This window comes from Pedobacter sp. AK017, assembly GCF_014200825.1.
In the GTDB taxonomy this organism is placed as follows: Bacteria; Bacteroidota; Bacteroidia; order Sphingobacteriales; family Sphingobacteriaceae; genus Pedobacter; species Pedobacter heparinus.
The window spans coordinates 46,399-58,324 of the sequence record NZ_JACHCW010000015.1 but is presented as its reverse complement, the minus strand read 5'-3'; the positions used below and the strand labels follow the sequence as shown (position 1 = coordinate 58,324).

Here is an 11,926-nt window from a genome sequence, read left to right as displayed (position 1 = left end):
ATCATGAGCAATTCCAACGAAATAGAATTAAACGGAAAACAGGAGTTTACGATCACTGCCTATACTGAAAACAGAATCGGTATACTGAACCGTATCGCCATCATCTTTTCCAGAAGAAAGATAAATATTGAGAGTTTAAACACCTCTCCTTCCGAGATTGAACACATTCACCGCTTCAATATCCTGATCCATGAGACAGAAGAAGTGGTGCGTAAACTTTGCCGTCAGATTGAAAAACAGGTAGAGGTACTGAAAGTATATTACAATACGAACGAGGACATCATCTGGCAGGAAATGGCACTTTATAAGGTGCCTACGGATACCATTGCAGAACGTGCCCCGGTAGAACGGCTGCTGCGCGAATTTGGCGCCCGTGCGGTAGTGATCCGTAAAGATTATACCGTATTTGAAACTACCGGCCACAGGGAAGAAACCGATAAACTGATTGAAGTTTTACAGCCTTACGGACTGATTGAATTTGTAAGAAGTGCAAGGGTTGCCATTATTAAGGACAGCGAAGGCTTTAACCGCAAACTGAGGGAATTTGAACGCAGGGAACCGGGAGAAGAAGTCATAGAAAACGAGTTCCTGGATAAGGAAAAGAACGTATTTACCATGTAATCCGGCAGAATGGAATACCTTTTAAACATCACCAGGCAAACACGCGAAAACTTCATCCGGTTGATCGAAAGCTCAACTGTTGAAGAACTGAACGAAATTCCGGCAGGTTTTAACAACAACATCATCTGGAACTTCGCGCATATCGTTGCCAGTCAGCAAGGTTTATGCTACAGGCTGGCCAATGTTCCGCTTGTGGTTGAAAAGCAGTACATACTGCCTTATACAAAAGGAACCAGGCCTGAAAAATTTATAGGTGCTGAAGAGATAAATACCATCAAGGAATTGATGCGCAGTACCATTACCCAGCTGGAGCAAGACCTGGACAGCGATAAGTTTACAGCGTACCACACTTTTAAAACCGATTACGGTGTAGAAATAAAGAGTACGCAGGAAGCTGTTCAATTTTTTGTAGTGCATGATGCACTGCATTATGGAATTGCTTCGGCCATTAAAAAAGTAATCAATAACAATAAATAAAAGAACCTTAATTCTAAAACAATAAAAAAGATGTCAAATTACTTTAACACATTACCTCTTAGAGAACAATTAAACCAACTGGGCGTATGCGATTTTATGGACAGCGCCGAATTTCTGGACGGTGTAAATGTACTGAAAGGAAAAAAACTGGTAATTGTAGGCTGCGGCGCACAAGGTTTAAACCAGGGTTTAAATTTAAGAGATAGTGGTTTAGATGTTTCTTATGCTTTGCGTAAGGAAGCTATTGAAGGCAAAAGAGATTCATGGAAAAATGCTACAGAAAACAATTTTACTGTAGGTACTTATGAAGAGCTGATCCCTAATGCTGATGTAGTGATTAACCTTACTCCTGACAAACAACACACCGCTGTAGTGAATGCCGTAATGCCTTTGATGAAAAAAGGGGCTACTTTATTGTACTCGCACGGCTTTAATATTGTAGAAGAAGGCATGCAGATCCGTAAAGACATTACGGTAATCATGGTGGCGCCTAAATGCCCTGGCAGTGAGGTAAGAGCAGAATATGTAAGGGGTTTTGGCGTACCTACCTTAATTGCAGTGCACCCGGAGAACGATCCTGAAGGAAAAGGCCTGGCACAGGCAAAAGCTTACTGTGTTGGAACTGGTGGCCACAGGGCCGGCGTTTTAAGATCGTCTTTTGTTGCCGAAGTAAAATCTGATTTAATGGGCGAGCAAACTATCCTTTGCGGCTTATTGCAAACAGGTTCTATCCTTTCTTTCGATAAAATGATTGAAAAAGGAATTGATGCAGGTTATGCTTCCAAACTGGTTCAATATGGTGTTGAAGTAATTACTGAAGCCCTGAAACATGGTGGTGTTACCGGCATGCTGGACAGATTGAGCAACCCTGCTAAAATTAAAGCTTTTGAAATTTCTGAAGAACTGAAAAACATCATGCGCCCATTGTTCCAGAAACATCAGGATGACATCATGAGCGGTGAATTTAGCAGCACGATGATGGCAGACTGGGCAAATGGCGATAAGAACTTATTGAAATGGCGTGCAGAAACCGGCGAAACTGCTTTTGAAAAAACCCCTGCCGCTGATGTGAAGATTGCGGAACAGGAATATTTTGACAATTACACCTTAATGGTTGCTTTTGTTAGAGCTGGTGTTGAACTTGCTTTTGAAACAATGGTTCAGGCTGGTATTAAACCAGAATCGGCCTACTATGAGTCGCTGCACGAAACTCCGCTGATCGCCAATACCATTGCCCGTAAAAAATTATTTGAAATGAACCGTGTGATCTCTGATACGGCAGAATACGGCTGTTATTTGTTTGATCAGGCTTGTAAACCTTTACTGGCCGATTTTATGAAAAAAGTAGATACTGACCTTGTTGGTAAGAACTTTAACGAAGGCAAAGATGGTGGTGTAGACAACAGAACCCTGATTGCCGTAAACGAAGCATTGCGTACACACGAAGTTGAAGTAATAGGTACCAAACTGAGAAAAGCAATGACTGCAATGAAATCTATAAAAACTGCTTAATAAAATCATGTCACAACCCGTCGTCGTCCATATCAAAAACCTAAACTTAAAGTACCGGCATACACCGGTGCTGAAGGATTTGTGCTGGACCATAAAGCGCCATGAGAACTGGCTGCTTTGCGGCGCAAGCGGTACGGGTAAAACATCATTGGCAAAGGCCATTGCCGGCTTAACACACAGCTACGGGAATATTGAATGCCATTTCAATCCCCACAGCAGTTTACCGGCAATGGTTTATTATGTGGCCAACTGGTTCCAGTTTAAGGACCTGGAAGGCCAGTCTAACTTTTATTATCAGCAGCGTTACAATAAACAGGCCGTAGAAACCACCGCTACAGTACAGGCAGAACTGGAGAGTTTCGGGAAACAATATGGCCTGAATTTAGATGATGCTGAACCCATTTTAACTGCATTGGGCTTTGCGGCTTTGAAACCGGCTACCCTGATCCAGTTATCGAGCGGTGAACACAAAAAACTGCAATTGGTTAAAGCCTTATGGTTAAGGCCGCAGTTACTGATCTTAGACCTGCCTTACAATGGTTTGGATGCAGCTTCGCGCGGCAACCTGAACAGCTTACTTGAAGAAATTACCGAAGCCGGCACCCAACTGATCCTGATCAGCAATGAAGCAGAACTGCCTGCCTGTATAGACCGCATTGCGGAAATACGGGAGGGCCGGCTGGTTGAAATTGATGCTGATGAACGCAGCCATGCCGAATTTGAACTAAGCGGGCGACCGGTTCCGGCATTTTTGCATGAAAGCCTGAATGCGGTACAGACTGCAAGCCTGATCAAAATGATTGATGTCAACATCAGTTATGGCGAAAAACAGGTATTAAAAAACATCAACTGGGAAGTTAAGGCCGGAGAAAAATGGCTGTTGCAAGGTCATAATGGCTCAGGCAAATCTACCCTGCTGAGTTTAATCTGTGGCGACCACCCCCAGGCCTATGCCAATAATTTCCACCTGTTTGGAAACAAAAGGGGAAGCGGGGAAAGCATCTGGGAAATTAAAGAACGTATAGGACTGATATCGCCCGAACTGCACTGGTATTTCGACCCTTCAGCAACGGTATGGCAAAGTATTGTTTCGGGCTTTTATGACAGTTCGGGTTTGTTTTGCGATCCTGGTTATACCAAAAAAGCCCAGGCAGATGAACTGATTGGCTATTTTGGTTTGGAGGAGTACAAAGATACCCTGATGAATGAATTGCCCCTGGGCAAACAACGACTGGCCCTGCTGGGCAGAACGATCATCAAAAACCCCGAACTGCTGATATTGGATGAACCCTGCCAGGGTTTAGACCAGCAACAGACCCAACAATTTAACAGAATGGTAGATGAACTGTGCGGAAATGGCACTACGCTGATTTACGTTGGCCATTTTGAATCGCAGCTGCCTGCCTGTCTGGAGAAAAGAATTTTATTAGAAAACGGAGCAGTAAAATCCGTAGAAATCATATTAGAAAACACTTACGATTATGTTACACGATCCGAATAGAGTTTATGTGTTTGACACCACCTTACGTGATGGTGAACAAGTGCCTGGTTGCCAATTGACAACCCCAGAAAAAATAGAAATTGCCAAAGAGCTGGAAGCACTTGGTGTGGACATTATTGAAGCAGGTTTTCCTATTTCAAGTCCCGGCGATTTCCAAAGTGTTGTAGAGCTTTCCAAAGCCGTATCCGAACCCATTATCTGTGCGCTCACCCGTGCCAATAAAGGTGATATCGATTCGGCCGTTGCAGCATTGAAATATGCCAAACGCCCGAGGATCCATACCGGTATCGGCTCGTCGGATATGCACATTAAACACAAATTTAACAGTACCCGTGAGGAAATCCTTGAACGGGCTGTTGAAGCAGTTAAATATGCCAAACAATTTGTAGAAGACATTGAGTTTTATGCTGAAGATGCCGGGCGTGCGGATATTCAGTTCCTTGCCCAAATGGTAGAAGCCGTGATTGGCGCCGGCGCTACAGTGGTAAACATACCAGATACGAATGGCTATTGCCTGCCCGACCAATATGGCAGCAAGATCAAATTTTTGAAAGAAAACGTTAAAAATATTGACCAGGCCATTATTTCTGTACATTGCCACAATGATCTGGGCCTGGCTACAGCAAATTCTATAGCAGGCTTACAAAATGGCGCCCGCCAGATTGAGGGTACCATCAATGGTATTGGCGAACGTGCAGGCAATACTTCTATCGAAGAAGTCGTCATGATCCTGAAAACCCATCAGGTATTGGGGCTGCATACCCATATCAACAGCAAGAACTTTTATGAACTGAGCCGCATGGTAAGCTCGCAGATGCGCATGCCGGTACAGCCAAATAAAGCCATAGTGGGCAGCAATGCTTTTGCACACAGCTCTGGTATACACCAGGATGGTTTCCTTAAAAACCGTGAAAACTATGAGATCATCCGTCCGGAAGATGTAGGTTTCCCAGATGCCAGTATTGTACTTACTGCACGTAGCGGAAGACATGCCTTAAAGTTCCATCTGGAGCGTTTGGGCTTTAACTTAAGCAAAGAGGAACTCGGTGAAGCCTATCACCGCTTCCTTACTGTTGCGGATAGCAAACTGGATATTAATGACCAGGACCTGCTGTTGATGATGGATAAAAGCCAGTTGGCGTAATTAAATTTTGCAATAAAGAATTGATAATAAAATAGAAAAAAATGAGCAAGACATTATTTGATAAGGTGTGGGACACTCACGTGGTACGTAAGATTGAAGGTGGCCCGGATGTGCTTTTTATTGACCGCCATCTGATTCACGAAGTGACCAGCCCTGTGGCCTTTTTAGGTTTAAAAAGCAGGGGAATAAAAGTGTTATATCCGGAGCGTACTTTTGCAACGGCAGATCACAATACACCTACCATTAACCAGCATTTACCGGTTGCAGATCCGCTTTCTGCCAATCAGTTAAAAGCACTGGAGTCAAACTCCAATGAATATGGCATCAGCCACTGGGGATTGGGCCATCAAAAAAATGGCATAGTGCACGTTGTAGGCCCTGAATATGGCATTACGCAACCAGGTGCTACCATTGTATGCGGTGATTCGCATACCTCTACCCATGGTGCTTTTGGTGCCATTGCTTTTGGTATCGGTACTTCAGAGGTAGAAATGGTGCTTTCTACGCAGTGCATCATGCAGCCTAAGCCTAAAAAAATGCGCATTAACGTGAATGGCAAACTGGGCTTGGGTGTTACACCTAAAGATGTGGCCCTGTTCATCATCTCTCAGCTAAGTACTTCCGGTGCTACAGGATATTTTGTAGAGTATGCAGGTGATGTTTTTGAGAACATGACCATGGAAGGGCGCATGACCGTTTGTAATTTAAGTATTGAAATGGGTGCCCGTGGTGGTATGATTGCCCCTGATGAAACCACTATCAATTACGTAAAAGGCCGCGAATTTAGTCCGAAAGGCGAAGCATGGGATAAAGCACTGGCTTATTACAAAACCTTAAAAACGGATGCCGATGCGGTATTTGATAAAGAGCTGACCTTTGATGGTTCGAAAATTGAGCCCATGATCACTTACGGTACGAACCCAGGGATGGGAATGGGTATTTCTCAGGATATACCTGATGCTGCCCAAGTTGAAGGTGGTGCAGAGACTTATGCCAAATCGTTAAATTATATGGGTTTCTCTGAAGGGGACCATATGATTGGTAAAAAAGTAGATTTCGTTTTTGTGGGCAGCTGTACCAATGGCCGCATTGAAGATTTCAGGGCATTTACTTCTATTGTAAAAGGCAAACATAAAGCAGATGATGTTACCGTTTGGTTGGTTCCTGGTTCTCATATAGTAGAAGCGCAGATTAAAGAAGAAGGCTTACTGGACATTTTAACTGAGGCAGGCTTTACGCTGCGCCAGCCAGGTTGCTCGGCTTGTTTGGCAATGAACGACGACAAGATCCCTGCCGGAAAGTATGCAGTAAGTACATCAAACAGAAACTTTGAAGGCAGACAAGGCCCTGGTTCAAGAACCATGCTGGCCAGTCCGCTGGTTGCTGCAGCTGCTGCTGTTACCGGTGTGGTTACAGACCCGAGAACCTTGATTGAGAACGAAGAACTTGTTTAACACAAAAAAGATTTAAAAATGGCTTACGATAAATTTAATGTATTAAGAAGCACCGCGGTTCCGCTTCCGATAGAAAATATAGATACCGATCAGCTGATCCCCGCACGTTTTTTAAAAGCAACGGAACGCGTTGGGTTTGGCGACAACCTTTTCCGCGACTGGAGGTACAATCCAGACAATACCCCGAAAAAAGACTTTGTGCTGAACAACCCTGTTTACAGCGGCAAAATATTGGTTGGCGGCAAGAACTTTGGTTCAGGATCATCCAGGGAACACGCAGCCTGGGCAGTATACGACTATGGTTTCAGATGTGTAATATCCAGTTTTTTTGCTGACATTTTTAAGAATAACTGTCTGAATATTGGGGTATTGCCTGTGCAGGTAAGTGCTGAATTTGCAGATAAAATTTTTACGGCAATTCATGCCGATCCGAACACTGAACTGGAAGTGAACTTGCCTGAGCAGACCGTTACCCTGCTGGCTACAGGTGAAAAAGAAACTTTCGAGATCAGTCCCTATAAAAAAGACAACATGATGAATGGCTTTGACGACATCGATTATCTGCAAAGCATCAAACCGGAAATAGAGGAATTTGCTTTACATCTTCCACTTTAACAAGCAACACCAGTTACATGGAAAGAAGGAAAATAGAGATTATGGACACTACACTCCGCGATGGCGAACAAACATCGGGAGTGTCTTTTTCCATTTCTGAAAAATTGACGATCACCCAGTTGTTATTGGAAGAACTCCAGGTAGACCGGGTTGAGATTGCCTCTGCACGTGTATCTGACGGAGAATTTCAGGCTGTAAAGTCCATTTTAAACTGGGCAGAAGCGAACGGATATTCAGATCGCATAGAAGTCCTGTCCTTTGTAGACAATGGGGTATCTATCGACTGGATGATCAGTGCAGGTGTAAAAGTGCAGAACCTGCTGACCAAAGGCTCCTTAAACCACCTCACACATCAGCTTAAAAAAACACCTGAACAGCATTTCGTGGAAATCAAACAGGTAATTGACCTGGCTGCAAAGCATGGTATTGCCACCAATGTTTACCTGGAAGACTGGAGCAACGGCATGCGTAACTCTCCGGATTATGTGTACCAGTATCTGGATTTTTTATCGGGACAAAACATCAGAAGGATACTGTTGCCGGATACGCTGGGTATTTTAACACCTGGAGAAACCACTAGTTTTATCTCGGCACTGCTGACCAAATACCCGGATATCCATTTTGATTTCCATGCCCATAACGACTACGATCTGGGTACGGCCAATGTACTGGAAGCCGTAAAAGCCGGTATTGGCGGTCTGCATTTAACTGTGAATGGTATGGGTGAAAGGGCTGGAAATGCTGCCATGGCAAGTGCTGTAGCGGTAATTAAAGATTTTGCCCCGGAAGTAGAGATTAAGATCAGAGAGTCGTCCATCTATAAGGTAAGCAAACTGGTAGAAACCTTTTCAGGGGTCCGCATCCCTTCTAACAAGCCAATTGTGGGCGACAATGTGTTTACACAAACGGCCGGTATCCATGCAGATGGCGACAATAAAAACAACCTGTATTTTAATGACCTGCTGCCTGAGCGCTTTGGCAGAAAACGCCAGTATGCACTGGGAAAAACATCGGGAAAAGCTAATATTGAGAAGAACCTGCAGGAACTGGGCTTAAAGTTAAATGATGCCGACCTGAAGAAAGTTACACAACGTGTGATTGAACTGGGCGACAAAAAGGAGACGGTAACCAAGGAGGACCTGCCTTATATCATTTCTGATGTACTGGACAGTAGTTTATATGAAGAAAAGGTGGCTGTGCAATCTTATGTGCTGACCAATGCCATGGGCCTGCGCCCTTCTGCAACGATATCTGTATGGATTGAAGGTGAGAAATTTGAAGAACACGCCCAGGGTGACGGACAGTTTGATGCTTTTATGAATGCGCTGACCAAAGTGTATAACAAGAAAAAAAGGACCTTGCCCAAGCTGGTAGACTATGCCGTACGGATAGCCCCCGGCAGTAACTCTGATGCCCTTTGCGAAACGATCATTACATGGGAAACTGAAGCAAAAATATTCATTACCAGGGGACTGGATTCAGACCAGACGGTTTGTGCCATTAAAGCCACCCAGAAAATGCTGAACATCATTTAAGGATGTACCTTAGCCAAAAAACTACTAAAAACAATTTTTAAACCACAATTACAAAATATATGAAACTGAATATTGCTCTGCTAGCAGGAGATGGAATTGGCCCGGAGGTAATTGACCAGGCTGTTAAAGTATCAAATGCGGTAGCAAAGAAATTTAACCACGAAATTGTATGGACATCAGGTATTACAGGAGCTGCGGCTATAGATGCAGTTGGCGAACCTTATCCGGATGCTACACATGAGATCTGCATGGCTGCCGATGCCGTATTGTTTGGTGCAATTGGTCACCCTCGTTTTGACAATGACCCTAAAGCTACCGTTCGCCCGGAGCAGGGATTGCTGAAAATGCGTCAGAAACTGGGCTTATTTGCAAACGTACGCCCAACTTTTACTTTCCCTTCCTTAATTGACAACTCGCCTTTAAAAAGAGAGCGCATTGAAGGTACCGACCTGATCATTCTGCGCGAATTAACAGGGGGTATCTATTTTGGCGAAAGAGGCAGAAAGGACGATGGCAATACCGCTTTTGATACTTGTACCTATACCAGGGCCGAGATTCAGCGTCTGGCAAAATTAGGTTTCGAAATGGCGATGACCCGCAGTAAAAAACTATGCTGCGTAGATAAAGCAAACGTTCTGGAGTCTTCACGTTTATGGAGAGAAACGGTACAGGATATGGAAAAAGATTATCCTGAGGTTGAGGTAAGCTATGAATTTGTGGACGCCGTAGCCATGCGTTTGGTTCAATGGCCAAGCTCATATGATGTATTGATCACAGAAAACCTGTTTGGCGATATTTTAACCGACGAGGCTTCTGTAATTTCAGGTTCTATGGGACTAATGCCTTCGGCATCTATCGGTGTACATACTTCTTTATTTGAGCCCATCCATGGTTCTTACCCTCAGGCTGCAGGTAAAGACATTGCCAACCCATTGGCTACCGTACTTTCGGCTGCCATGATGTTTGAAGATGCTTTTGGTTTAAAAGAAGAGGCGGAACTGATCAGGGCCGTTGTAAACAAATCTTTAGCTGAAGGTATGGTTACTGAAGACCTTTCAGGAAAAAACAAAGCTTACAAAACAAGTGAAGTTGGCGACTGGCTGGCTGCTAATATTTAATACATTCCCGTCATCTCTCCTATCATCGAGATGAGGGGACATAAAAAAAACAAATTAAAACCGTCATCTGTTCTCCGGGTGACGGTTCTTATTTTTCCTAAAATGACTGACTTTAGCCCACTCGATTCTGAAGCTGCTTCAAAACGGCTGAACAACATCGTAAAACGTACTCCCCTCATTTATAACGCCAAATTATCTGAAAAATATGAAGCAGAAATTTACCTGAAGCGTGAAGACCTGCAGGTAGTACGCTCGTACAAATTGCGAGGGGCCTATAACATGATCAGCCAGCTGAGCACAGCGCAGCTGAACAGGGGAATTGTATGTGCAAGTGCCGGAAACCATGCCCAGGGCGTTGCTTTTTCCTGTGATAAACTGGGTACTAAGGGTGTCATTTTTATGCCCGAAATTACACCGCGGCAAAAAGTAAAGCAAACAGAGATGTTTGGCAATGGCCAGGTAGAACTGGTATTGGTTGGTGATACTTTTGACGATTGCCTTAGGGAAGCCCTGGCCTATACCGCAGCCCATAACATGACCTTTATCCCTCCTTTTGACAATTACAGTATCATTGAGGGCCAGGGCACAGTTGGTGTAGAAATACTGCAGGACCTTCCCGATGCCGAAGTGGTTATTATGCCCGTAGGTGGTGGCGGGCTTGCTGCCGGTGCCGGTACTTATCTTAAAAGCAAAAATCCGCACATTGTATTGCTGGGTGCAGAGCCTGAAGGTGCCCCTTCCATGTCTGAAGCCCTTACACAGGGCGCGCCGGTTACCTTAGCAGCCATTGAACGTTTTGTGGATGGTGCGGCAGTAAAACGCGTTGGCGAGCTGACTTATGAACTGTGTGCCAGGGTGCTGGATGACATGCAGCTGGTTGCCGAAGGAAAGGTTTGTACCACGATATTAAAATTATACAATGAGGATGCCATTGTAGTGGAGCCTGCAGGTGCTTTATCGGTAGCCGCACTGGATGCTTATGCAGATAAAATCAAAGGCAAAAAGGTAGTGTGTGTCATCAGCGGCGGCAACAACGATATTGAACGCATGCAGGAGATCAAAGAGAAATCTTTGCTGTACGAAGGACTGAAACATTACTTCATTGTCCGTTTTCCGCAAAGGCCGGGTGCACTGAAGTTATTTGTGAACAATGTGCTGGGCCCGCATGATGACATTACCCGCTTCGAGTTCATCAAAAAAACAAACCGGGAAAACGGCCCGGCACTGGTTGGTATAGAGCTGGCCAATAAAGCTGATTATAATGCCCTGGTACAGCGTATGAAGGAATTTAAGTTTGAAATTATTGAACTGAACAACGACCAGACCTTGTTTGAATACCTGGTTTAGATGGGTTTTAGGTAGCAGGATTTCGCATAACATTTTGATTACAGGAAGCGTATAAGAAATGGCTGAGGTTTTTGTGGCAATAAATTTGCTACAGCTAACAAAAACACACAAACACATGAAAAAGCTTATACTATTACTGTTATGCACGGCTACACTGGGTCTGGCTTCGTGCAAGAAGGATACGATTATCCAGGATACGCCAAATAGAACTTATAATTTTACGATACAACCCAATCAGTGGGTATTGAGTGCCGATGGATATAATTATACCTATGAATGGAGAAATTCTATTATTGACGAGATAACTGTTGATGATGAAGGAGTTTTAGTTTATGCTTCCCATCCGGTAAATTCCAGCAGCTATATCCAACTCCCTTACACCTATGATGCAAATGCTTACAGCTATGAGCTTTTTGTTGGGGGCATAGCCATTGACATACAAACATCTGACAATCAAGATACTAATCCAGTAAAACCAACAAAACCTATTTTAGTTAAAGTGGTTGTTATTCCTTCTAAATATGCTGGTAATTAATCTACATTACTAAGAATATAAAAATGCCGGTACGCTTATAGTATACCGGCATTTTTTTTCAACCAAG

11 protein-coding genes are annotated in these 11,926 nt (G+C 43.9%); all 11 read left to right on the top strand.

Going from position 1 to position 11,926, the window contains the following annotated elements:
- The first annotated feature begins 3 nt into the window (after positions 1-3).
- Positions 4-621, top strand: a complete 618-nt coding sequence (gene ilvN / locus HDC92_RS19475) for an acetolactate synthase small subunit (RefSeq protein WP_015809223.1) — start codon at positions 4-6, stop codon at positions 619-621.
- Positions 622-630: 9 nt separating this feature from the next.
- A complete protein-coding gene (locus HDC92_RS19470; RefSeq protein ID WP_183876746.1) occupies positions 631-1,098 on the top strand; it encodes a DinB family protein in 468 nt (155 codons plus the stop codon).
- Between the two features lie 30 nt (positions 1,099-1,128).
- Positions 1,129-2,610 (top strand): ketol-acid reductoisomerase, encoded by a 1,482-nt coding sequence (ilvC, locus tag HDC92_RS19465; protein ID WP_015809225.1) that lies wholly within the window; start codon positions 1,129-1,131, stop codon positions 2,608-2,610.
- 7 nt (positions 2,611-2,617) lie between these two features.
- Complete coding sequence (locus tag HDC92_RS19460; protein WP_183876745.1) at positions 2,618-4,111, top strand: ATP-binding cassette domain-containing protein; 1,494 nt, start codon at positions 2,618-2,620, stop codon at positions 4,109-4,111.
- Positions 4,092-5,255 carry a 2-isopropylmalate synthase gene (locus tag HDC92_RS19455; RefSeq protein WP_015809227.1) on the top strand — a complete coding sequence of 388 codons (1,164 nt, stop codon included), beginning with the start codon at positions 4,092-4,094 and terminating at the stop codon, positions 5,253-5,255. The genes HDC92_RS19460 and HDC92_RS19455 overlap by 20 nt, the downstream gene beginning before the upstream one ends.
- 41 nt (positions 5,256-5,296) lie before the next feature.
- On the top strand, positions 5,297-6,709 hold the full coding sequence (gene leuC / locus HDC92_RS19450) for a 3-isopropylmalate dehydratase large subunit (RefSeq protein ID WP_015809228.1): 1,413 nt from the start codon (positions 5,297-5,299) through the stop codon (positions 6,707-6,709).
- 18 nt (positions 6,710-6,727) lie between these two features.
- A complete protein-coding gene (gene leuD, locus HDC92_RS19445; RefSeq protein ID WP_015809229.1) occupies positions 6,728-7,324 on the top strand; it encodes a 3-isopropylmalate dehydratase small subunit in 597 nt (198 codons plus the stop codon).
- Between the two features lie 17 nt (positions 7,325-7,341).
- The gene (locus HDC92_RS19440) at positions 7,342-8,859 is read left to right on the top strand and encodes an alpha-isopropylmalate synthase regulatory domain-containing protein (protein ID WP_183876744.1); all 1,518 of its coding nucleotides are present in this window, start codon (positions 7,342-7,344) and stop codon (positions 8,857-8,859) included.
- A 59-nt stretch (positions 8,860-8,918) separates the two neighbouring features.
- Positions 8,919-9,977, top strand: coding sequence for a 3-isopropylmalate dehydrogenase (leuB, locus tag HDC92_RS19435; protein ID WP_015809231.1), 1,059 nt, complete (start codon positions 8,919-8,921; stop codon positions 9,975-9,977).
- A 102-nt stretch (positions 9,978-10,079) separates the two neighbouring features.
- On the top strand, positions 10,080-11,324 hold the full coding sequence (ilvA, locus tag HDC92_RS19430; RefSeq protein ID WP_183876743.1) for a threonine ammonia-lyase IlvA: 1,245 nt from the start codon (positions 10,080-10,082) through the stop codon (positions 11,322-11,324).
- Positions 11,325-11,439: 115 nt separating this feature from the next.
- Positions 11,440-11,859: a hypothetical protein gene (locus HDC92_RS19425; RefSeq protein ID WP_036674759.1), complete on the top strand. Its 420-nt coding sequence runs from the start codon at positions 11,440-11,442 to the stop codon at positions 11,857-11,859.
- The last annotated feature ends 67 nt before the right edge of the window (positions 11,860-11,926 follow it).

Coding starts and splice junctions, on each gene's coding strand:
- leuC (WP_015809228.1), top strand. CDS start 5,297: ATGAGCAAGACATTATTTGATAAGGTGTGGGACACTCACGTGGTACGT.
- ilvA (WP_183876743.1), top strand. CDS start 10,080: ATGACTGACTTTAGCCCACTCGATTCTGAAGCTGCTTCAAAACGGCTG.
- leuB (WP_015809231.1), top strand. CDS start 8,919: ATGAAACTGAATATTGCTCTGCTAGCAGGAGATGGAATTGGCCCGGAG.
- ilvN (WP_015809223.1), top strand. CDS start 4: ATGAGCAATTCCAACGAAATAGAATTAAACGGAAAACAGGAGTTTACG.
- ilvC (WP_015809225.1), top strand. CDS start 1,129: ATGTCAAATTACTTTAACACATTACCTCTTAGAGAACAATTAAACCAA.
- HDC92_RS19470 (WP_183876746.1), top strand. CDS start 631: ATGGAATACCTTTTAAACATCACCAGGCAAACACGCGAAAACTTCATC.
- HDC92_RS19425 (WP_036674759.1), top strand. CDS start 11,440: ATGAAAAAGCTTATACTATTACTGTTATGCACGGCTACACTGGGTCTG.
- HDC92_RS19440 (WP_183876744.1), top strand. CDS start 7,342: ATGGAAAGAAGGAAAATAGAGATTATGGACACTACACTCCGCGATGGC.
- HDC92_RS19455 (WP_015809227.1), top strand. CDS start 4,092: ATGTTACACGATCCGAATAGAGTTTATGTGTTTGACACCACCTTACGT.
- leuD (WP_015809229.1), top strand. CDS start 6,728: ATGGCTTACGATAAATTTAATGTATTAAGAAGCACCGCGGTTCCGCTT.
- HDC92_RS19460 (WP_183876745.1), top strand. CDS start 2,618: ATGTCACAACCCGTCGTCGTCCATATCAAAAACCTAAACTTAAAGTAC.